At 74.5% G+C, this 21,020-nt stretch carries 16 protein-coding genes; 5 read left to right on the forward strand and 11 right to left on the reverse strand.

From position 1 onward, the window contains the following. Nucleotides 1–37 precede the first annotated feature (37 nt). Complete coding sequence (gene secD / locus AC4IHM_RS06085; RefSeq protein WP_490866058.1) at nt 38–2,353, forward strand: protein translocase subunit SecD; 2,316 nt, start codon at nt 38–40, stop codon at nt 2,351–2,353. 10 nt (nt 2,354–2,363) lie between these two features. On the opposite strand, the gene AC4IHM_RS06090 is transcribed toward secD, so the two are convergent. After that, nucleotides 2,364–3,227, reverse strand: a complete 864-nt coding sequence (locus tag AC4IHM_RS06090; protein WP_490866059.1) for a GntR family transcriptional regulator — start codon at nt 3,225–3,227, stop codon at nt 2,364–2,366. 583 nt (nt 3,228–3,810) lie between these two features. Here AC4IHM_RS06090 and AC4IHM_RS06095 point away from each other — a divergent pair. Then, nucleotides 3,811–4,860, forward strand: a complete 1,050-nt coding sequence (locus AC4IHM_RS06095) for a DUF2637 domain-containing protein (protein WP_490866060.1) — start codon at nt 3,811–3,813, stop codon at nt 4,858–4,860. Between the two features lie 55 nt (nt 4,861–4,915). Here the strand turns inward: AC4IHM_RS06095 and AC4IHM_RS06100 are convergent, their stop codons facing one another. The 3 genes from AC4IHM_RS06100 to AC4IHM_RS06110 all read right to left on the reverse strand — a co-directional run bounded on the left by AC4IHM_RS06100 (nt 4,916) and on the right by AC4IHM_RS06110 (nt 9,083). Further along, on the reverse strand, nt 4,916–5,314 hold the full coding sequence (locus AC4IHM_RS06100; protein WP_490866061.1) for an ATP-binding protein: 399 nt from the start codon (nt 5,312–5,314) through the stop codon (nt 4,916–4,918). A gap of 129 nt (nt 5,315–5,443) precedes the next feature. Then, a complete protein-coding gene (locus AC4IHM_RS06105; RefSeq protein ID WP_490866062.1) occupies nt 5,444–7,186 on the reverse strand; it encodes a pyruvate dehydrogenase in 1,743 nt (580 codons plus the stop codon). A 100-nt stretch (nt 7,187–7,286) separates the two neighbouring features. Then, a complete protein-coding gene (locus tag AC4IHM_RS06110) occupies nt 7,287–9,083 on the reverse strand; it encodes a protein phosphatase 2C domain-containing protein (RefSeq protein WP_490866063.1) in 1,797 nt (598 codons plus the stop codon). Between the two features lie 291 nt (nt 9,084–9,374). Between AC4IHM_RS06110 and AC4IHM_RS06115 the strand changes: the two genes are divergently transcribed. Together AC4IHM_RS06115 and AC4IHM_RS06120 are read left to right on the forward strand one after the other, a co-directional pair. After that, the gene (locus tag AC4IHM_RS06115) at nt 9,375–10,358 is read left to right on the forward strand and encodes a helix-turn-helix domain-containing protein (RefSeq protein WP_490870773.1); all 984 of its coding nucleotides are present in this window, start codon (nt 9,375–9,377) and stop codon (nt 10,356–10,358) included. Between the two features lie 58 nt (nt 10,359–10,416). Next, nucleotides 10,417–10,908, forward strand: a complete 492-nt coding sequence (locus AC4IHM_RS06120; protein ID WP_490866064.1) for a DUF456 domain-containing protein — start codon at nt 10,417–10,419, stop codon at nt 10,906–10,908. On the opposite strand, the gene AC4IHM_RS06125 is transcribed toward AC4IHM_RS06120, so the two are convergent. From AC4IHM_RS06125 to AC4IHM_RS06145, 5 genes are all read right to left on the reverse strand, one after another. Beyond that, complete coding sequence (locus AC4IHM_RS06125; RefSeq protein WP_490866065.1) at nt 10,871–11,434, reverse strand: methylated-DNA--[protein]-cysteine S-methyltransferase; 564 nt, start codon at nt 11,432–11,434, stop codon at nt 10,871–10,873. The genes AC4IHM_RS06120 and AC4IHM_RS06125 overlap by 38 nt on opposite strands. Further along, nucleotides 11,431–12,891 carry a bifunctional transcriptional activator/DNA repair enzyme AdaA gene (locus AC4IHM_RS06130; protein WP_490866066.1) on the reverse strand — a complete coding sequence of 487 codons (1,461 nt, stop codon included), beginning with the start codon at nt 12,889–12,891 and terminating at the stop codon, nt 11,431–11,433. The genes AC4IHM_RS06125 and AC4IHM_RS06130 overlap by 4 nt, the downstream gene beginning before the upstream one ends. A gap of 16 nt (nt 12,892–12,907) precedes the next feature. Continuing rightward, nucleotides 12,908–14,005, reverse strand: a complete 1,098-nt coding sequence (gene rsgA, locus AC4IHM_RS06135) for a ribosome small subunit-dependent GTPase A (RefSeq protein ID WP_490866067.1) — start codon at nt 14,003–14,005, stop codon at nt 12,908–12,910. A gap of 253 nt (nt 14,006–14,258) precedes the next feature. Beyond that, nucleotides 14,259–15,773 carry a cellulose binding domain-containing protein gene (locus tag AC4IHM_RS06140; RefSeq protein ID WP_490866068.1) on the reverse strand — a complete coding sequence of 505 codons (1,515 nt, stop codon included), beginning with the start codon at nt 15,771–15,773 and terminating at the stop codon, nt 14,259–14,261. Nucleotides 15,774–15,911: 138 nt separating this feature from the next. After that, nucleotides 15,912–17,231 carry a radical SAM protein gene (locus AC4IHM_RS06145; protein WP_490866069.1) on the reverse strand — a complete coding sequence of 440 codons (1,320 nt, stop codon included), beginning with the start codon at nt 17,229–17,231 and terminating at the stop codon, nt 15,912–15,914. A gap of 157 nt (nt 17,232–17,388) precedes the next feature. Between AC4IHM_RS06145 and AC4IHM_RS06150 the strand changes: the two genes are divergently transcribed. Continuing rightward, nucleotides 17,389–18,642 (forward strand): FAD-binding protein, encoded by a 1,254-nt coding sequence (locus AC4IHM_RS06150; protein WP_490866070.1) that lies wholly within the window; start codon nt 17,389–17,391, stop codon nt 18,640–18,642. A gap of 19 nt (nt 18,643–18,661) precedes the next feature. On the opposite strand, the gene AC4IHM_RS06155 is transcribed toward AC4IHM_RS06150, so the two are convergent. Both AC4IHM_RS06155 and AC4IHM_RS06160 read right to left on the reverse strand, forming a co-directional pair. Then, a complete protein-coding gene (locus AC4IHM_RS06155; RefSeq protein ID WP_490866071.1) occupies nt 18,662–19,210 on the reverse strand; it encodes a hypothetical protein in 549 nt (182 codons plus the stop codon). Then, entirely contained in the window at nt 19,207–20,925 is a 1,719-nt protein-coding gene (locus tag AC4IHM_RS06160; RefSeq protein WP_490866072.1) for a PHP domain-containing protein, read from the reverse strand. The genes AC4IHM_RS06155 and AC4IHM_RS06160 overlap by 4 nt, the downstream gene beginning before the upstream one ends. Nucleotides 20,926–21,020 lie beyond the last annotated feature (95 nt).

The raw sequence follows: 21,020 nt of genomic DNA on the forward strand, positions 1-21,020 counted from the left end.
TGGGCCGCCGCCGCGGCATGCCCGCCGGAGGCCCGTGTTGAAACGCTCCCGACCCCGCTCCCGACCCCCGAAGATCCGCGCGCTCGTCGCGCTCGCCGTACTGGCCGCGTCGGTGGCCATCGCCCTGACCGTGCCGGTGCGCCTCGGACTCGACCTGCGCGGCGGCACCCAGATCGTCCTGGAGACCAGGTCCACCGCCACCACGAAGGCGGACCGCGAGGCCACCGACCGCACCGTGGAGGTGCTGCGGGGCCGCGTCGACGCGCTCGGCGTCGCCGAGCCGACCATCGTCCGCTCGGGTGAGAACCGCGTGGTCGTCGAGCTGCCGGGCGTGCAGGACCCGGAGAAGGCCGCCGCCGTACTGGGCCGCACCGCGCAGCTCACCGTCCACGCGGTCCTCGGCGCGGACGGCGGAGACGGCGGGGACGGCTCGGACGGCGGGCGGGTCCTGCCGGACGAGTCCGGGCTGCCCCTGCGGCTCGCGGACGCCGCCCTGACCGGGCAGGACGTCAAGGGCGCCGACGCCCGCTTCGACCAGCAAAGCGGCGCCGGCTGGCACGTCACCGTCGACTTCAAGGACGCGGGCGGCGACCGGTGGGCCGAGGTGACCGGCGAGGCGGCCTGCCATCCGGCCGGCGATCCCCGGCGCCGGGTCGCCATCGTGCTCGACGACAAGGTCATCTCCTCACCACAGGTCGACCCCTCCGTGGCCTGCGGGACGGGCATCGCCGGCGGCGCCACGCAGATCACCGGCTCCTTCGACGACGCCGAGGCCCGCGAACTGGCCCTGCTCGTCAAGGGCGGCGCCCTGCCCGTGCCGGTCGAGACCGTCGAGCAGCGCACCATCGGCGCCACCCTGGGCGAGGAGGCCATCGAAGCGGGCGCCTGGGCCGCCGTCATCGGCACCGCGCTGACCGGGCTGTTCATCGTCTTCGTCTACCGGCTCATGGGGGCCCTGGCGACCGTGGCCCTGCTCTGCTACGGCCTGATCTCCTACGCCGCCCTGGCCGCGATCGGAGCGACCCTGACCCTGCCGGGACTCGCGGGTTTCGTCCTCGCGATCGGCATGGCCGTGGACGCCAACGTCCTGGTGTTCGAACGGGCCCGCGAGGAACAGGCGGCCCGTGCCCGGCCGAGTACGCGCTCGGCGCTGACCGCCGGGTTCCGCGGCGCCTTCAGCGCGATCGCCGACTCCAACATCACCACGCTGATCGCCGCCGCCCTGCTGTTCTTCCTGGCCTCCGGCCCGGTGAAGGGCTTCGGCGTCACCCTCGGCATCGGCGTCCTGGCCTCCATGGTCAGCGCCCTGGTGATCACCCGGGTGCTCGCCGAGTTCGCCGCGGGCCGTCCCTCGGTCTTCCGCCGCCCCCGCGTCACCGGCATCTCCGACACCGGCCCGGTCCGCGACGCCCTGCTGCGCCGCGACCCCTTCCTGATGCGCCGCCCGCGCCGCTGGCTGGCCGTCTCCCTGGCCGTCCTCGTGGTGGCCGGGTCCGGCATCCTGGTGCGCGGCCTGAACTTCGGCATCGAGTTCACCGGCGGACGGCTCATCGAGTACTCCACCGCCGAACGGGTCGACCCCGACCGGGCCCGGGACGCCCTCGCCGACGCGGGCTTCCCGCGCGCCGTCGTGCAGTCCTCCGGCGACGCCGGCCTCACGGTGCGCACCGAGGAGCTGACCGACGAGCGGGCGGCGGCCGTCACGAAGACCGTCGGCGAGCTGGGCGGCGAGACGGAGAAGGTCCGCGACGAGCTGATCGGCCCGAGCCTCGGCGAGGAGCTGCGGCGCGACGCCCTGATCGCTCTCGGCCTGACCCTCGGCGCCCAATTGCTCTACCTCGCCGCCCGTTTCCGCTGGCTGTTCGGCACCGCGGTGGTCGGCGCGCTCGCCCAGGACGTGGTCGTGCTGGTCGGCGTGTTCGCCTGGCTGGGCAAGCCGGTCGACGGGGTGTTCCTGGCGGCGCTGCTGACCGTGATCGGCTACTCGGTCAACGACTCGGTCGTCCTCTTCGACCGGATCCGGGAACTGCTCGGCCGGGACCGCGGAACGCCGTTCGCCCGGCTCACCAACCAGGCGATCCTCCAGACCCTGCCGCGCACGGTCAACACCGGCATGGGCGCGGTGCTCATCCTCGCCTCGCTGGCCGTCCTCGCCGACGACTCGCTCACCGACTTCGCCCTCGCCCTGCTGATCGGGGTCGCGGTCGGCACGTACTCCTCGGTGTTCACGGCCTCGCCGCTCGCCGTCGAACTGCACGGCCGCGGCTCCGGACCCCGCCCGCGGCGCCGAAAGGCCCGGACCACGGGGCCGAGGGTGCCGGCGAGCCGCACGGAAGCGCAGGAGGTGCCGTAGGGCCTGTTGCTCAGCGCGTCCTGGTGAAGTGCTCCTCCACCAGGGCGCGCACCCCGGCCGGGTCGCCGGCGATCAGCGCGTCCAGCAGGGCGGTGTGCTCGTGCGCGTCGGCGATCAGGCCGGCCCGCCCCCGTGCCGCGGGGGTGCCGGCCGGCGGCCACTGGGCGCGGCGGTGCAGGTCACCGGCGATCCGTACGAGCTGTTCGTTGCCGGCCAGTGCGAGCAGCGCGCGGTGGAAGGCGCGGTCGGCCTCGGCGTACGTCGCGGAGCAGCCGCCGGACGCGGCCCGGACGGTGGCCTCGGCGAGGGGCCGCAGCTCCGCCCAGCGCTCGGCGGGCACCGTGCGGGCCAGCCGGAGCAGCACCGGGACCTCGATCAGGGCCCGGACCTCCGCCAGCTCGGCCAGTTCGCGGTCGTCGCGCTCGACGACGCGGAAGCCGCGGTTGGGCACGACCTCGACGGCGCCCTCCAGGGCGAGCTGCTGCATGGCCTCGCGCACGGGGGTGGCGGAGACCCCGAACCGCTCGCCGAGCACCGGCGCGGAGTACACCTCGCCGGGCCGCAGCTCGCCGGTGGCGAGGGCGGAGCGCAGCGCGTCGAGGATCTGCCCGCGCACGGAGGAGCGCTGGACGAGGGGGCGCGGGCGGGGCGCGGGAGGTTCGCTGTGCGTGTGCTCGCCGCGCACGGCGCCGACCGGTTCCCCGGCGCACCGGGCCCGGTCACCGTCGGCGTCCCGGTCCAGGCCGCGGGCCGCGCCCCGGCTGATGTCCGCGGCCCCGGGCTGCGCCGGGACCCGCACCCGTTCGGCCGGTTCCCCGGGGGTGCGGGCCCTCCCGGTCCCTGCTGCGGCGGAACCCTGCGCGCTGGGCCTCACGGGTCCTCCTGCGGGACGTGTCGGTACTTGGGGTCATTACGGCGGGTTGTCACCTGCTCGTCAAGCACCATAAGGGCATGGGCCGCCAGTTCAAATCCCAAGGATCTTGGGTAAGGTAAGGCTCACCTCCCGAAGCCTGCCGTTCCGGCGTGAACCGGCGGCTCCGGGTGCGTGCCGCGCGGCACGTGCCGGAGCCGCTGCCGCCGGGCACGCCGCGAGGACATCCACGCCGCCCGCCCACGCACCCGCGCCGCGCACCCGCACCGCGGGCCGCGTCAACAGGTGGCTCACCGCGGTGGGTTGAGCCCACCCCCGGGCACACTCACGCGCGGCGGTCGGCTAAGATCGCCCGCCAGGTTCACAAATTCCTCACCCGTCGCGGGAACTTTCCGCGGAACCACTCGTACGGGTAGTCTTATTCGAACTCAACTCCCGCCCCTCATGCGGCAGTTCGAGCAGAACGCCGCCCTGGGCGCGCTCTCTCACCCCCTTGGCGGCCTCTTGCCCCGAAACCCTCTGAGGGCCGCCGGGTTTGGGCCACCATGGCGGGCGTTACGCCCTATCCCACTGCAAGGGACCCCAGATGAGATTGACCGACATATCGCTGAACTGGCTCCTTCCGGGCGCCGTGCTGCTCCTGGGCATGCTGGCGGCGGTGGCGGTGCTCGCGCGCGGCAAGCGTGCCCCGGGGAAGGACGCGGGCGCGGACGACTCGTGGGAGCGGATGGAGGAGCGCCGCAGGCGCAAGGAGGCCCTCTACGGCACCTTCTCCTACATCCTGCTCTTCTGCTGTGCCGCGGTCGCCGCGGCGCTCTCCTTCCACGGTCTGGTCGGCTTCGGCGAGCAGAACCTCGGCCTGAGCGACGGCTGGCAGTACCTGGTGCCGTTCGGGCTCGACGGAGCGGCGATGTTCTGCTCCGTCCTCGCGGTGCGCGAGGCCAGCCACGGTGACGCGGCGCTCGGCTCGCGCATACTCGTGTGGACCTTCGCCTTCGCGGCGGCCTGGTTCAACTGGGTGCACGCGCCCCGCGGCCTGAATCACGCCGGTGCCCCGCACTTCTTCGCGGGCATGTCCCTGTCGGCGGCCGTGCTGTTCGACCGGGCCCTGAAGCAGACCCGCCGGGCCGCCCTGCGCGAGCAGGGCCTCGTGCCGCGTCCGCTGCCGCAGATCCGCATGGTCCGCTGGCTGCGCGCTCCCCGGGAGACCTACCGCGCCTGGTCGCTGATGCTCCTGGAGGGCGTGCGCAGCCTGGACGAGGCGGTCGAAGAGGTGCGCGACGACCGGCGCCAGAAGGAGGAGAAGAAGCTGCGGCGGCGCGAGCAGGAGCGCCTGGAGCGTGCGCAGCTCAAGGCGATCAGCCGGGGCCACGGACCCCGGGGCTTCCCCGGCCGCGGCGGCCGGCAGGTCGAGGTGGAGGTGCAGGTGGAGCGGGACACCGAACGCGCCACCGCGGAGCCTGCCATATCGGCCCCCGAGCAACTGCCCGTACGGCAGCGTCCCTCCCTCCAGCCCGTACGGCACGGGACTGACCCGATCACCGTCGACCTCACCGCCGAGGACGACACCCAGGCGCTGCCGCGCCTGGACTCCCTGGAGCGCAAGCTCAAGGATCTCGAGCAGCAGTTCGGCTAGAGGTTCCACGGACGACGAGGACGGGTGAGGCGCCGGGATTCCGGCGCCTCACCCGTCACGCGGCCTCGGCGTCCAGTTCGAACCAGACCGACTTGCCGACCTCGCAGGGCCGTACGCCCCAGTCGTCGGCGAGGGACCGCAGCAGGACCAGTCCTCTGCCGTCCGTTCGCTCCTCCGGCTCCGGGGCGCGCGGCCTGGGTAACCGGTCGACGAAGTCCCTCACCTCCACCCGCAGTACGCGCGGGCCGAGCGTCGCGGTCAGGACGGCGCCCTCGTCGGTGTGGACGAGCGCGTTGGTGACCAGCTCGCTGGTGAGCAGCTCCGCGATCTCCGAGCGTCCTGGCCCGCCCCAGCGCAGCAGCAGCTCACGCAGGGCCCGCCGGGCCTCGGGCACCGCCCGCAGGTCCGCCCGGCCGAGCCGCCGCCTGAGCTGTGGCGCCGTCTGCTCCTTCATGTCCCCCGTGTGCGTGTTGATGTCGTTCCCCCTCCTGCTCGAACATCCTCACGGGGGAAGCCTTGCCCGTTCGGGCCCCGGCCAGTCATGCCGATTCACGACGGCCGCCCGCCGGGGCCGCCCGCCGGGTCACGGGCGGGGCACGTTGCGCAGGTTGGAGCGGGCCAACTGGACCATGCGTCCCACTCCGCCGTCCAGGACGATCTTCGAGGCGGACAGCGCGAAGCCGGTGACCATGTCGGCGCTGATCTTCGGCGGGATGGACAGCGCGTTGGGGTCGGTGACGACGTTGACGAGGGCGGGCCCCTTGTGCTTGAAGGCGGCCTTCAGCGCCCCGGCCAGCTCCTTGGGCTTCTCCACCCGCACCCCGAAGGCGCCGCAGGCCTCGGCGACGGCGGCGAAGTCCGGGTTGGTGTTGGTCACCCCGTGCGAGGGCAGGCCCGCGACCAGCATCTCCAACTCGACCATGCCGAGGGAGGAGTTGTTGAAGAGGATCACCTTCACCGGCAGGTCGTGCTGGACGAGGGTGAGGAAGTCGCCCATCAGCATGGTGAATCCGCCGTCCCCGGACATCGAGACGACCTGCCGGCGCCGGTCGGTGAACTGGGCGCCGATCGCCATCGGCAGCGCGTTGGCCATCGAGCCGTGCGAGAAGGAACCGATGATGCGGCGGCGGCCGTTGGGCGAGATGTAGCGGGCGGCCCAGACGTTGCACATCCCGGTGTCGACGGTGAACACCGCGTCGTCGTCGGCCAGGTCGTCCAGCACGGCCGCCACGTACTCGGGATGGATCGGGACGTGCTTGTCGACCTTGCGGGTGTACGCCTTGACGACGCCCTCCAGCGCGTCGGCGTGCTTCTTCAGCATCCGGTCGAGGAAGCGGCGGCTCTTCTTCTCCCTCACCCGCGGGATCAGACAGCGCAGGGTCTCCCGGGCGTCGCCCCACACCGCGAGGTCCAGCTTGGAACGCCGGCCGAGGTGCTCGGGCCGCACGTCGATCTGGGCGATCTTGACGTTGTCGGGCAGGAAGGCGTTGTACGGGAAGTCGGTGCCGATCAGGAGCAGCAGGTCGCACTCGTGGGTGGCCTCGTAGGCGGCGCCGTAGCCGAGGAGTCCGCTCATCCCCACGTCGTAGGGGTTGTCGTACTGGATCCACTCCTTGCCCCGCAGGGCGTGGCCCACCGGGGACTTGATCCTGCCGGCGAACTCCATGACCTCGGCGTGCGCGCCGGCCGTGCCGCTGCCGCAGAACAGGGTGACCTTGTCGGCGTCGTCGATCAGCCGGACCAGCCGGTCGAGTTCCTCGTCGCCGGGGCGGACGGTGGGCCGGGAGGTGACCAGGGCCGTCTCGGCGGCCTTCTCGGGGGCGGGTTCCCCGGCGATGTCCCCGGGCAGGGAGACGACGCTGACGCCGCCCTGGCCGACGGCGTGCTGGATGGCGGTCTGCAGCAGCCTGGGCATCTGCTTCGGGCTGGAGATCAGCTCGCTGTAGTGGCTGCACTCGCGGAACAGCCGGTCGGGGTGGGTCTCCTGGAAGTATCCGAGGCCGATCTCGCTGGAGGGGATCTGCGAGGCGAGGGCGAGTACGGGGGCCATGGAACGGTGGGCGTCGTAGAGCCCGTTGATGAGGTGGAGGTTGCCGGGACCGCAGGAGCCGGCGCAGGCGGCCAGCTTGCCGGTGATCTGGGCCTCCGCCCCGGCGGCGAAGGCGGCGGTCTCCTCGTGCCTGACGTGCACCCATTCGATGCCGGAGTGGCGGCGGACGGCGTCCACGACCGGGTTGAGGCTGTCGCCGACGACCCCGTAGAGGCGTTCGACTCCGGCGCGGGTGAGGATGTCGACGAACTGTTCCGCGACGTTCTGTTTGGCCATGGCTCTACGTATGCCCCTTCGGTCGCCGATCCGCGCCCGGACGGCTCCCCCGGGCGCGGCGTGTGGATCTCCTGGCTCCATGGAGGCACAGCGGACGGCCTCACGCCTCCCAAACGGCGGCGGCGGTGCGGTCGTCGGCGTAGCCCTTGACCCGGACCCGGCTGTCGGCGAGGAACTCCGCCAGTCCTGGCGGGGTCTGGTGCGTCCACCGGCGCGCGAGGTGTTCGCCCAGCCGGGGCTCGCTGAGCAGTGGTTCGGCCAGGCCTGCGGTGCACATCAGGAGCACATCACCCGGGCGGGCTACGGAGGCGCGGAAGCGGAAGGGTGCGCGGGGCGGCCCGGCGGGGGGTTCCTCGTACGGGCCCGGTGGTGTGGTGACGCCCAGGTCCATGGTGAGCCGGTCGTCCCCGGGCGCCCCGCCGGGCACTTCCCCGGGCCGGCCGCCGGGTGCCGAGCCGTGTCCGGCGTCGGGCTCGCCGCCGAGGTCACCCGGGCGCGGTTCCATGTCCCGCCAGGTGCCGTCGCGCAGCCGGAACAGACCGCCGGCGCCGACGCCGAAGAAGACCCGCGTACGGCACCCGGGGTCGGCGGGCAGCAGCAGACAGCGCAGCGTGGCGGTGTACTCGTCGGGGGCCAGGCCCTGTTCGGCGGCGTCGGCGCGGAGCCGGCCGAGGCTGCGGTCGGTGAGGCGGTGCAGGCCGGACTTCAGGTCGCCGCGCCGGCCGGCCCGCAGGTCCTCGGCGAGCCGGGCGTGGCTGCGGCCCACGGCCCGGCCGATCCACCGGCAGACGTCGGCCGCCGCACGGTGCGCACCGGCGGTCGCGCGGGCGCCGGTCGCCATCGCCACCAGGACCAGCGCCTGTTCGCCGGCGCCGAAGCGGGCGACGAGCTGCGCGTCGCGGCGCGGCTCGCCCCGGTACCGCGCGGAGTCCCCGCGCACGGAGACGGCCCGCAGCGTGCAGGCCCCGTACCGGGCGCCGTCCAGCACGGTGTCCGGCACCAGTGCGTCGAGCCCGTCGGGGTCCGCGGGCGGCAGCGCGGTGGGCTCGGCGTCGTAGGTGGGCGGCCCCGATCCGACGTAGTCCGGTGCGTCCGCCTCCACAGGCGACGAGGGCACGAACGGGGGCGGCAGCGGGGGCAGTCCGGAGGGCACCCCCGGCGAGGGCGGCGCCGGGGCGTCCGGCTCCCGCAGATCCCCGCCCCCGACGCCCGAAACGGTGATCCCGCGCGGCCCTCGCGGGGGCGGGACGGGCGACCCCGTCGGACGCGGTGCGGAACCGGGCGGCCCGGCGCCGGGCGGCACCGGTTCTGACCACCCGGCCGCGGACGACGGCGAACCGGGCCGGTCGTCCACCGGGGGCACGGGGCCGGGCCGCTCGGCCGCGGGCCGCGCGGGGCCAGGACCCGCGGACGCGGGTGGTGGGGCGGGCCGGTCCGCCGCGTCGTGCGGGGCGGCGGGGCGGTCCGGGACGCCGGGTGGGAAGGTCACCGGGCCGGTGGGGGTGGCGGGCGGTGGTTCCCAGGGGGCCCGTGGTGGGGGCGGGCCGCCGCCCGGAGGGGCTTCGCCGGTCCGTCGGGGGTCCGCCGTGCGGGGGTCGGGGACGCCGGGACGCCCCGGCGCCGCCCGCCGGGGAGGCCGGTCCTCGGCCGCGGGAGGCTGCCGCCCGGCGGAGGGGGCGTGCGCCGCGGGCCCAGTGCGGTCCGTCGGCGGCGGCTCCACCCCGTCACGGTCCCCCGCGTCCGGCCGGCCGGCCACCGTGTCCGTCGCCGAGGCGTAGCGGTCGTCGAGGGAATCGGGGGCCGCCGTGGGGCCGGTGTCGTCGGTGGAGGCGTCGTAGAGCTGTCCCCACCAGTCGTCCTCGTCAGGACCGATGGGCCTTCCCCCCTGCTGACTCATGCTCTTGATTGTCCACCGTGAGAGCCGAATGGAAACGGGGCATCGGAAAATTCCGGCCGGACCCCCGCGCGCCGGACGGCGTGTCGGGGGACTTGTCGAACAGTGTTGCGAAGTGACGTTGCCGAGCGGTCCCACCCCCCACGGGAGAACCGCCCGGCGACGCCACCTTGGCAGAGTGACCCGCGATACGGCGATGATGTCCCGAGGCGGGTTTACGCCGTGGCCGTTTCCCGCCACGGGGAGTCCGCCCAGGTGGTGAAGAGTCCGGTTCTCGGGGAGGAACGACGCGTGGTGCTGGGAGTGCTGGGGCTGGAGGACACGCACGAGTCGGCGTACCGCGCGCTGGTGTCCGTGGGCGCGGCCGACGTACCGGATCTGGCCCGGCGGCTGGCGCTCGGTGAGCGGGACACCGAACGCGCGCTGCGCCGGCTGGAGCAGAACGGGCTCGCCGCCCAGTCCTCGGCCCGCCCCGGCCGCTGGGTCGCCGCCCCGCCGGGCGTCGCGCTGGGCGCCCTGCTCACCCGGCAGCGGCACGAGCTGGAGAAGGCGGAGCTGGCGGCGGCGCTGCTGGCCGAGGAGTACCGGGCGGCGGCGGCCGAGCCCGCGGTGCACGACCTGGTGGAGGTGGTGACCGGGGCCGCGGCGGTCGCCCAGCGCTTCTTCCAGCTCCAGCTGGGCGCGAACGAGGAGGTGTGCGCCCTGGTCACCGGCCACCCGGCCGTCGTCACCGGCCCGGAGAACGACGCCGAGGAGCAGGCCGCGGGACGCGGCGTCCACTACCGCGTGGTGGTGGAGCGCTCGGTGCTTGACCAGCCGACCGGCGTCCCCGAGCTGACCGCCGCGCTGGGCCGCGACGAACAGGTCCGGGTGGTGGACCGGGTGCCGACCAAGCTGGTGGTCGCCGACCGGTCCCTCGCCCTGGTGCCGCTCACCACGCACTCCTCGGAGCCGGCCGCGCTGGTCGTGCACGCCAGCGACCTGCTGGAGCTGCTGTCGGGCCTGTTCGAGTCGGTGTGGCGGGACGCCCTCCCGCTGCGCCTCGGCGCGTCCGGCGTCACCGAGCACGGCCCGGACGCGCCCGACGGCACCGACCTGGAGATCCTCTCCCTGCTGCTGGCCGGCCTGACCGACGCGAGCGTCGCCAAACAGCTCGACCTGGGGCTGCGGACCGTACAGCGGCGGGTGAAGCGCCTGATGGAGCTGACCGGGGTCACAACCCGCCTCCAGCTGGGCTGGCACGCGTACGAACGGAACTGGGTGTCCCGCAAACCCTGAGCCGCCCCCGGCCCGCCGGACTTCTGCGGACCGGGCCCGGCTCCTGCACCCTGGACGGATGGGAGCGTCCGACCTCCTGCTGAGCGGCCTGGTCATCCTGCTCGGGCTGTGCGGCGTCCTGCTCCCCGGCATGCCCGGGTCGTGGCTGGTGTGGGCCGGGGTCCTGTGGTGGGCGCTGAAGGATCCGCGACCGGTCGCGTGGGCCGTGCTCGTCGGGGCCACCGCCGTCCTGCTGCTGTCCCACGCGGTGCGCTGGGCGCTGCCCTCCCGCGCCCGCGCCCGCGTACGCCGGGACGGCGCCGCGCGCCGCGTCACGGCGTACGCGGGCGCGGGCGCCCTCCTCGGCTTCGTCCTGGTCCCGGTCCTCGGCGCGATCCCCGGCTTCCTCGGCGGCGGCTACCTCGCCGAGCGGCTGCGCCTGGGCCGCCACGGCGAGGCGATGGCCGCCCTGCGGACGGCCATGCGCTCGGGCGGCACCGGCATCCTCGTCGAACTCTTCGCCTGCCTGCTGATCACCGGCGCGTGGCTGGGGGCGGTGCTGGCCGGCTAGTACTCCCACCGGGCAGCACTCCGGGCAGTGCTCCCTCCAGGCCGAGCAGCCGCATCTTGCGTTCCAGGCCGCCCGCGTACCCGGTCAGGGAGCCGTCGGCGCCGATCACCCGGTGGCAGGGGCGCAGGATCAGCAGCGGGTTGGCGCCGATCGCGCCGCCGACGGCGCGGACCGCGGGCCGGGAGGCACCGATGCCCGCGGCGATCCGGCCGTACGTCGTGGTCTGCCCGTAGGGCACGTCGTCCAGGGCGGCCCACACGCGCTCCCGGAAGGCGGTGCCCTCGGCGCGCAGCGGCAGCCGGAACTCCCTCAGCTCCCCGGCGAAGTACGCGGCGAGCTGCTCCTCGGCGGCCCGGAAGGGCCCGGCGTCGTGCCGCCCGCCGTCCTGGACGCTCCGGCCGCCCTTCTGCCCGGGTACGGACAGGGAGGTCAGCGCGCCGTCGGAAGCGGCGGTGAGGAGCAGCCGGCCCATCGGGCTCTCGATCTCGCTCCAGTACGTGGTGGTCGTGGTGGTCGTGGTGGTCATCGGTCTTGCTCCCACTCTCCTGCTGCGCGCAGGTGGTTCAGGGCGTACGAGCGCCAGGGGCGCCAGGTGTCGGGCACGCTCGGGCCGGGCGGGGCGGCGTCCGGGTCGCCGAGGGCGCGGGTGCGGATGACGGCGGCGGTGCGGGCGTCCAGGCCGGGCACGGCGAGCAGGGCGCGCTCGGCGTCCTCCCGGTCGGCGCCCGGGTCCAGGCGTACGGCGCCGTCGGCGAGGGCGGCGGCGAGCGCCCCCGGGGTGCCGTCGGGCTCGGCACCGGCGAGGACGGCCGGTTCGGGGAAGAGGTGGGTGAGGGTGCCGCAGGGGGCGTCGAGCGCCCTGCCGTACCGCCGGACCAGCCGCTCGGCCTCCGCCCGCCCGACCAGGGCGCGTACGGCGAGTTCGTCCGGGTCGGCGGTGCCCGGTGAGCGCAGCCCGGGGCGGGCGGCGACCAGCGGGGCCAGCCGGGGGTCGGCACCGAGCCGCTCGTCCACGGCGTACGGGTCGGCGTCGAGGTCGAACAGCCGGCGCAACCGCTGCACGGAGGTGGTCAGGTCGCGCGGGTCGGTGAGGCGGAGGCGGGCGTCGAGCCAGCCGCCGCTGCCGGTCCTCGGCAGGCCCGGCCGTTCCCGTACGGCGACGATCCCGGTGCCGTGGGGCAGGCGCAGGGTGCGCCGGTACACGCGGCGGCCGGGTGCGCCGCTCACCTCCTCGACCCCGGCGACGGCCTCCCGCTGGAGCAGGTCGAAGACGGGTCCCGCCGGGTAGGGGCCGCGGTGGGCGAGCCGCAGCGGGATTCCGGCGGACGGGGTGGCCGCCCGGTCGCGTGCGGGGGCGGCGGCGCGCAGGGCGCTCGGAGTGGCCGCGTACACGGCCCGGATCGTGTCGTTGAACTGCCGCACGCTGGCGAACCCGGACGCGAAGGCGATCTCGGTGACCGGCAGGCCGGTGGTCTGCAGCAGGACGCGCGCGGTGTGGGCCCGCTGGGCGCGGGCCAGCGCCACGGGCCCGGCGCCCAGCTCGGCGGTGAGCTGCCGCTGCACCTGGCGGGCGCTGTAGCCGAGCCGGCCGGCGAGTCCCGCGACACCCTCGCGGTCGACGACGCCGTCGCCGATCAGCCGCATGGCCCGGCCGACCAGGTCGGCGCGCACGTTCCAGTCGGCGGAGCCCGGCACGGCGTCGGGACGGCACCGCCGGCAGGCCCGGAAGCCCGAGCGCTGCGCGGCGGCGGCCGTCGCGAAGAACCGCACGTTGTGCCGCTTCGGCGTGACCGCGGGGCAGCTGGGCCGGCAGTAGATGCCGGTCGTCTCGACGGCGAAGAAGAACGCGCCGTCGAACCGGGCGTCCCGGCTGCGTACGGCCGCGTACCTGCCGTCCTCGGGCTGGTTCTCGTACTGCGCGGTCTGTGTCACGCCGTCCAGTCTCCGCCGGACCGGCGGACCGGGCTGGCGGAAATCGGACATGGCATTGCGGGGGCGGCTACCGCCGGCCGCCCCGCTTGGCCTCCATCGCCGCCCTGCCGACGGCGCTCCGGCGCTTCCACTCCTTGCGCATCTCGGCGCGCAGCCGGGCGTCGGTCTTGGCGACGATGTGCTGGTTCTCCCGCAGCAGCTTGCGGTAGCTGTGCAGCCGGCGCTCGGGCAGCTCGCCGCTGTCGACGGCGGCGAGGACGGCGCAGCCCGGTTCGCTCTCGTGGGCGCAGTCGTGGAACCGGCAGCCGCGGGCCAGCTCCTCGATCTCGGCGAACACCCGGCCGACCCCGCCGCCCGCGTCCCAGAGCCCGACGCCCCGCAGTCCGGGGGTGTCGATCAGTACTCCCCCGCCGGGCAGGACGAGGAGGTTGCGGGTGGTCGTGGTGTGCCGGCCCTTGCCGTCGGTCTCCCGGGTGGCCCGGACATCCATGACGTGCTCGCCGAGCAGCGCGTTGGCGAGGGTGGACTTGCCGGTGCCGGACTGCCCGAGCAGCACCGCCGTACCGCTGGAGACGACGGCGGCGAGAACGTCGAGCCCCTCCGCGCGCACGGCGCTGACGGAGAGCACCGGCACGCCGGGCGCGGCGGTCTCGACATCCTGGACGAGGTACGCCCGGGTCGCCGGGTCGGGGACCAGGTCGGCCTTGGTGAGCACGACCACGGGCTGCGCCCCGGACTCCCAGGCGAGCGCGAGGAACCGCTCGATCCGGGCGAGGTCCAGCTCGGCCGCGAGCGACACGGCGACGACGGCGTGGTCGACGTTGGCCGCGAGGATCTGCCCCTCGGACCGCTTGGAGGAGGTGGAGCGCACGAAGGACGTACGGCGTGGCAGACACGTCCGTACGTAGCGCGGGTTGCCGCCCGGTTCGACGGCGACCCAGTCGCCGGTACAGACGACGCGCAGCGGGTCGTGCGGGGTGACGGACGCGGTGTCGGCCCGCAGGACCCCGTCGGCGGTGACGACGTTGCACTGCCCGCGGTCCACCCGGACGACCCGGCCGGGCAGCAGTCCTTCGGCGGCGTACGGGATGAACGCGTCGGCCCAGTGCTCGTCCCAGCCGTAGGGGGTCAGGGCGCGGTGGGCGGTGAAAACGGTGGAAGACAAGGGTGGCCCTTCAGGGGGCGGCCCCGGCGGCGCGTGTGCGCGCGGAAGTTACGAGGCGTCAGCCGGTGGCCGCGGAGGTGGACTTGACGGATTCCCGGATGCGGGCAGCGCCCGCCACGACGACAGCCATCGGTCGACACCTCCTCACGCCTGCCTCGGTCCTGCGTGCCTCGCCCGCGGCGTTCGCCGGGGCGTGCCGTCAGAGTAGTCCGTGGGCGCCCCGGGCCGTCAACGTGTTTTCCGGGCCCGCCCGTCAAGCCCGTTCGCACGCGTGGGCGTTGAGTGTGAAGTCGCTCGGTGGGGAGTTCTTGCCGCGCCAGGAGGCGAGGAAGCCGAAGGTGACGTGGCCGCCTGCGGGGACGGACTTGTTGTAGTCGGCGGCGGTGGCGGTGGTGCGGGCGCCGTTCTGGCCGTGGACCGCGTCCCACATCTGGCCGATGCGCTGGCCGTCGGGGAAGGTCCAGGCGAGCTGCCAGGTGTCGAGGGCGTCGGCGGTGGTGACGGTGACGGTCGCCTGGAAGCCGTCGGGCCACTGGTTGTCGAGGGCGTAGTGGACGCGGCAGGGGGCGGGCGCGGCCGGGGGCGGGTCGCTGCCGGGGGCGTCCTCGGCGGGGGCGGCCGGTGTGGCGGTGCCCTGGGGCTCCGGGTCGGGGTCCTGGTGCCGCGAGGTGTCGTCCGGGGTGGGAGTCGTCGCGTCGGCCGGCGGCGGGGGCGCCTGCGAGGACGGGGGCGGCTCGGACGGCGTCCGGGTGGCCGTCGGCGGCGAGGGGTCCGGGACGGCGACCGGGCGGCGGTCCACGGTGTCGGCGGGCGCCGCGCCGTCCTCGGCGGCGCCGCCGAGCGGCATCAGGGAGACGGTGAGCGCCAGCAGGGACACCAGGACGGCCGTGGCCAGGAGGCCGCCGCTGACCATGCGGGCCTTGTGCCCGCGCCCGTCCCGGGGCTCGTCGGCCTCGGCCGGTGCCGGGCGCCCGGCACCGAGCCGCACCTCGGCGGCGCGCCGGCGGCGTTCCAGGTAGGCGAGGCCGCCCCAGCCGATCACCCCGCCGGCCAGGGCCGTGGGCAGTCCGGTGCCGTGCGGGCGCAGACAGGCGGCGGCCTCGGCGCAGTCCGGGCAGCCGGCGAGGTGGCGGGAGAGGTCGTCGGGGAGGTCGGCGGCGGGCGACCGGGTGACCGCGTCCAGCAGCCGGGCGTAGCCGCGGCACTCCGCGGCCGGCGGTGCGTCGAGGTGGCCGCGCCGGCAGCGGTCCCGGAACAGCTCGCGCACCTGGGCGAGTTCGTCGGAGGCGGTGGCCGGGTCGAGGCCGAGTCTGCGGGCCACCACGGACAGCGGCAGGGCCTCCACCTCGGCCAGCCACAGCAGTTCGGCGTCCTGGGCCTGCATGTCCTTGAGGCCGCGCAGCGCGAGCGGGCGGCGCGGCGGCGGTCCGCAGTAGCGGGCGTGCCCGGCGGAGCCCAGCCACCGCCGCAGGTCGGCGTCGAGTTCGGCGCCCTGCCCGGCGTCCTCCCAGGCCGCCGCGGTGGTGCGGACGGCGGTCAGGAGCAGCGGGATGCGCGGCAGCCGGGACGGGCGGCGGGCGGTGCTGCGGGCCGCCGCCGCGTCGGCGGCGCGCACCTCGCGCATGCCGTGCTCGAACGCCTCGGTGGCCAGCCGGACGGCCGCCTCGGACCCCGCCGCGCACAGGTCGGCGTAGGAGAGCACCGTGTCCCAGCTCTCGGCGAGCAGCGCGGCCTCGGCGGCGTCCTGGGGGCTCGGCAGGTCGGGCATCGGACTCCTGCATCCTCTGCGTCCACGGGGGAGGCCAACTCCTCGCGCGGACGCGGAGTTGGGCAGGGACTCACGGCAGGCGCAGAGCTTCGCACGTCTTCGCCGCGGCTGACAAGCGCCGGGTGCGCGACCAGCGGCTCACACCTCGACGGGTTCGTCCTCCGGCAGGCTGTCCATGAAGGAGCTGACCGAGAAGACGGCGCGGCCGGCGCCGGGCAGGCCGTAGCCGGGGGGCGAGGCGAGGCCGAACTCGTCCATCGTGGCGCGGTAGGCCTCCAGCAGCCGGATGTGGTACTCCAGCGGCGCGCCCTGCGGGTTGGCCTTGCCGAGCGGGGTGGTGGGCTCGGGGCACCAGGTGGTGAACCGGGGCGTGATGCCGTGCGACATGAAGAAGCGCAGGCCCTCGGTGGTGGACGCGATGGCCTCGTCGACCGTCTTGAAGCCGAAGGGTTCGGCCATCTCCACGCCGGCCACGAAGTTGGGGATGACGTTGCGCGCGCCGAAGACGTTGGTGGAGTCGAGGATGCGCTTGTGCCACTCGTCGCGGCCGACGTAGCGCTCCTTGCCGGGGCAGTACATCTTGAACAGGTACTCGTCCCACACCTCGAAGTTGGGGTGGTAGATCTGCACGCCGTGGTCCTTGAACCGCTGCACGTCCGGCTTGGGCAGCGCCTGGGCGACGACCTTGCCGATCCAGCGGCCGGGGAAGCGCTCCTCGATGGCCTTGGCGTAGTGCCCGTAGAAGTCGGCCTCGTCGCGTCCGGAGACCGTCTTGGTGATGGCGCCGCCGGTGAGTGTGTAGGCGGTGGAGGCCTTCTGGGTGTCGTACCGGTCGATGATCTCCAGGGCCTCCAGCACCTCCTCGACGTCCTTGACGCCCGTGTAGGGGCGGCCGGCCGCCTTGTGCTGGCGCCAGTTGTGGTTGATGTCGCAGTACTGGCACTCCTCCTTGGCGCCGAAGTACTGGCAGACCCGGAAGACGGTCAGGTAGATCAGGTAGCCCCACTGGATGGTGGGGGCCACCTCCATGACCGACTTCCCGTTGGACAGGGTGTGCCGGTAGTACTCGGGCATCGGCGGCACGCCCACGTCGGAGATCCGCCTGCCGTCGAGGTAGAGGCCGAGCTGACCGTGCTCGTCGGCGGCGACCCGGTAGGGGGACGCCGGGTTCACGCGGACCGAGACGACGGTGCGGCGCAGGTCGTAGGGGCCGCCGGTGAGGATGATCTCCTCGGGCGGGCGGCGCAGCGCGGCCTCGCCCAGTTCCGGCAGGGTGCCGTGGTCGAAGGAGAAGATGAAGTACGACTTCGGCTTGACCTCGCCGTCCTCGTTGTCGCTGAGTGCGGAAGGGTCGAAGGCCACCCCGCCGCGGAGCAGGTCCTCCTTGACGACCGCTTCCCGCGGTACATGCGGAAAGCGCTCCATCAGGTCCTCGACCAGCGCGGTACGGCTGCCCATCCGTGTCTCCTCCCGGCTCGCGTTCGACTTCTCACGGTATGCCCCCGCCCGTACGACTTCCCGGGCGGGGGCCCCGACACCACTCGATGTAGGTTCCAGCGAGGAGACCGGTTCACGGATTCCTCGGTTCTCGGACTTTTTTCAGGGAGGCGGCCGGATGACCGACACCGTGACCAACTGGGCGGGCAACATCACCTACACGGCCAAGGAGTTGCTCGGGCCGCGCTCGCTGGACGCGCTGCGGGCCCTGGTGGCGGACAGCGCGAAGGTGCGGGTGCTGGGCAGCGGGCACTCGTTCAACGAGATCGCCGAGCCGGGCGCCGAGGGCGTCCTGCTGTCGCTGGCCGGGCTGCCGGCCGAGGTGGATGTCGACACGGCCGGGCGTACGGTGCGGGTCGGCGGCGGTGTCCGGTACGCGCGGCTGGCCCGGCTGACGCACGCGCGGGGGCTGGCGCTGGCGAACATGGCGTCGCTGCCGCACATCTCGGTCGCCGGCTCCGTGGCCACCGGAACGCACGGTTCCGGGGTGGGCAACGGCTCGCTGGCGTCGGCGGTGCGCGAGGTGGAGCTGGTCACGGCCGACGGCTCGACGGTGACCGTGGGGCGGGGCGACGAGCGGTTCGGCGGTGCGGTGACCTCGCTGGGCGCGCTCGGGGTGGTGACCGCGCTCACCCTCGACCTGGAGCCGGCCTACGAGGTCGAGCAGCACGTCTTCACCGAGCTGCCGCTCGCCGGACTGGACACGGCGGCCTTCGAGACGGTGATGTCGGCGGCGTACAGCGTGAGCCTGTTCACCGACTGGCGGGCGCCGGGCTTCCGGCAGGTGTGGCTCAAGCGGCGCACCGACCAGCCGCTGCCCGCGTTCCCGTACGCCGCGCCGGCCGCCGAGAAGACGCATCCGGTCCCCGGCATGCCCGCGGTGAACTGCACCGAGCAGTTCGGGGTGCCGGGGCCCTGGCACGAGCGGCTGCCGCACTTCCGCGCCGAGTTCGTGCCCAGCAGCGGCGCGGAGCTGCAGTCGGAGTACCTGATGCCGCGCGAGCACGCGCTGGACGCCCTGCACGCGATGGACGCGATACGGCAGACCCTCGCGCCGGTGGTGCAGACCTGCGAGGTGCGCACGGTCGCCGCCGACGCGCAGTGGCTCGGCCCGGCCCACGGACGGGACACGGTGGCCGCGCACTTCACCTGGGTCGAGGACACGGCGGCGGTGGTGCCGGTGGTGCGGCGGCTGGAGGAGGCCCTGGCCCCCTTCGCGGCCCGCCCGCACTGGGGGAAGGTGTTCACGACACCGGCGGACGTGCTGCGCGGGCTGTACCCCCGGCTGGACGACTTCCGCGCGCTGGCCGGGGCGCTGGACCCGGCGGGGAAGTTCACCAACGCGTTCGTACGCGGGGTACTGGCGGCCTGAGCGCCCCGGCGCCCGGGTCTCAGTGGTCCGCGCAGCAGGGTGTGGGGTCGGGGTGTTCGAACGGCACCAGGGCGCCGCCCGCGGCGGGCATCGCGGCCAGCACGAGGCGGCCCCGCTGCCACTGCGGGCGGACGTGGTCCCGGGTGACCAGCCGGGTGTCCGGGGCCGGCCGGTCCGGCGTGCCCAGCACGGTCACCCCGTCGATCGCGGAGCGGGCGAAGAGGTCCGCGAGCGTCAGCGTGCCGGTGAGGGTGCTCACGCCCGGGTAGAGGACGGCGCGGCCCACCTGGTCCGGTGCGCCGTCGCGGACCTCGTACCCCTGGGCGGTGAGCCGGTCCCGGGCGGTGCGCAGGACCGGCTCCGCCGCCGCGGCGCTCCCGTCCGCGGTGGGCGCGGCGAGGGAGAGCGCGATGCGCGGGCGGCCGTCCCGCACCAGGTGCGTGCAGCCGAGGACGCCCTCGGGAAGGGCGAGTTCGGCTGCCAGCCGGTGGAGCAGGCGGTCGGCCTCGCGCAGCGTCGTCGCTTCGGTGTCGACGCCGATGGCGTACGGCGCGCGGGGCGGCGTCATGACGGCAGGACCCACACGGGGTTGGAGTAGAACCACAGGTCGCGCCACGGGTCGGCGTCCCCGACGACATCGATGGCCGGGCCCGCCGGGTCGACCTTGGCGCCCAGCGGGCCGACGGCGGACCGGTTGCCGTCCGTGCCGCGGGTGCGGACGTACACGGGGTGGTCGACGCGGCCGAGGTCGTGGGTGAGCCGGAGGGTGCCGCGGTCCTTGTCCACCTCGTACGACTTGACGACCCGGGCCGTCGGCGCGGTGAAGGTGTCCTTGTCGGCGACCGGACCGGTGACGTCGCCCTGGATGACGTCCACGCGGGCCAGCTTCGGGGCGAATCCGGCCCAGTTGGGGCCGCCGGCCAGGGCCACGTCCACGGACAGGGTGACGCGCGTGCCCTTGCGGACGTGCAGGGCGCCGCCGAGGGTGGCCCAGCGTCCGCCGCCCGAGACGCGTACGTCGAGTCCGCCGATGAGTTGGCCGTGGTCGACCCAGACGCGGCCGGCGCGGATGCCGTCCATCACGGCGGCGTAGGAGAAGCCGTCGGAGCCGACGTGGGTGCGGCTGTACTGGCCGGGCCAGAAGTCGCCCTGGGTGATGTCGATCTGTCCGGCGTAGACCGGGTCGTCGTAGCGGCCGTTGCCCTCGAAGTCGCCGCCGCCCCGGGCGCCGGTGTCGGCGTACACCTGGTGGGAGTCGGAGTTGGCGGTGATCCACCAGGGGCGGCCCTCGGCGAGGAGGCTGTCCCACAGGCCGCCGACGGTGGCGGTCATCCAGTCGAAGCCGCCCCAGGTGCGGTAGCTCTCCAGCGGGTAGCCGGCGAAGGAGTTGGCGTCCGGGCTGCCGTCGTAGATGCCGCGTGCCCCGCCGGCGCCGAGGGGCCTCGGCAGGCCGGCGGCCTGGTGGCCGGGGGCGCCCTCGAAGCCGACGGCGATCCGGTGGTCCGAGGAGGTGGCGTCGCGCCAGGCGCGGATCTCGTGCGGGGAGTCGAGGCCCTTGCGCGCCGGGTGGTTGGCGAGCATCAGGGCGTCCTTGACCTTGCGGCGCTTGACCTGGTCGGCGAGGAAGGACAGGCCGGCGACGGCGAGGGCCTCGTTGGCGGGTGTGGAGCCGGTGGCGTTCTTGACGCTGCCGTCGTAGTCGGTCTCGAACTGCTTGAGGACGGAGACCTCGCCCCGGCCCGGGTGGACGAAGACCGTGCCGTGCTCGGCGGCCGGGATGTTCCACTCCAGTCCCTGGAAGACGAGGGTGTCCTTGTGGGCGTCCCGGGCCTCGCGGATGTCCGGGTTGACCTTGTCCACCCCGATCCTGGCGTGGGTGACGCTGCCGTGGTCGGTGATGACCAGCCAGTCCATGCCGTTGCGGGCGCCCTGGCGTACCTGGTCGACGACGCGGTACTTGCCGTCGCTGCTGTACTGGGTGTGGATGTGGTGGTCGCCGGCCAGCCAGAGGAAGCCCTTCTTGCCGGGGCTCTTGGCGGCGGCCTGCCCGGGGGCGGCGGACGCGGTGGGGGCGAGGACGCTGCCGGCGGCGAGACCGGCGCCGAGCAGGCCCGCGCGGCGCAGCAGGCCGCGGCGCGACTGCTGTTCGGGGCTCAGCGCCTCGTCGGGCACGCTTGTGTCGAAGGCGGCGGGCAGGGCCGACGCGCTCTCGTGGTCGTGGTCGTGCGTGTGCCCGTGTCCATCGTGGTGATGGCCGTGTGTGTGCCCGTGTCCGTGCCCCATGAAGGTCCTCCCGGATACCACCGCCGTGCGCGGCTCCGAGGAGAATCGAGGCAGAAGATGAACGGTGGGGGCCCGCAGGTGAACCCTGCCCGGAA

The organism is Streptomyces sp. SL06 (assembly GCF_058244745.1).

Bases quoted from the DNA above. Each gene is read 5' to 3' on its own strand.
- AC4IHM_RS06125 (WP_490866065.1), bottom strand. From the start codon at position 11,434: ATGACCACCACGACCACCACGACCACCACGTACTGGAGCGAGATCGAG.
- AC4IHM_RS06095 (WP_490866060.1), top strand. From the start codon at position 3,811: ATGAGATTGACCGACATATCGCTGAACTGGCTCCTTCCGGGCGCCGTG.
- AC4IHM_RS06140 (WP_490866068.1), bottom strand. From the start codon at position 15,773: ATGCCCGACCTGCCGAGCCCCCAGGACGCCGCCGAGGCCGCGCTGCTC.
- AC4IHM_RS06150 (WP_490866070.1), top strand. From the start codon at position 17,389: ATGACCGACACCGTGACCAACTGGGCGGGCAACATCACCTACACGGCC.
- AC4IHM_RS06145 (WP_490866069.1), bottom strand. From the start codon at position 17,231: ATGGGCAGCCGTACCGCGCTGGTCGAGGACCTGATGGAGCGCTTTCCG.
- AC4IHM_RS06130 (WP_490866066.1), bottom strand. From the start codon at position 12,891: ATGTCCGATTTCCGCCAGCCCGGTCCGCCGGTCCGGCGGAGACTGGAC.
- AC4IHM_RS06105 (WP_490866062.1), bottom strand. From the start codon at position 7,186: ATGGCCAAACAGAACGTCGCGGAACAGTTCGTCGACATCCTCACCCGC.
- AC4IHM_RS06100 (WP_490866061.1), bottom strand. From the start codon at position 5,314: ATGAAGGAGCAGACGGCGCCACAGCTCAGGCGGCGGCTCGGCCGGGCG.
- AC4IHM_RS06120 (WP_490866064.1), top strand. From the start codon at position 10,417: ATGGGAGCGTCCGACCTCCTGCTGAGCGGCCTGGTCATCCTGCTCGGG.
- AC4IHM_RS06155 (WP_490866071.1), bottom strand. From the start codon at position 19,210: ATGACGCCGCCCCGCGCGCCGTACGCCATCGGCGTCGACACCGAAGCG.
- AC4IHM_RS06110 (WP_490866063.1), bottom strand. From the start codon at position 9,083: ATGAGTCAGCAGGGGGGAAGGCCCATCGGTCCTGACGAGGACGACTGG.
- AC4IHM_RS06160 (WP_490866072.1), bottom strand. From the start codon at position 20,925: ATGGGGCACGGACACGGGCACACACACGGCCATCACCACGATGGACAC.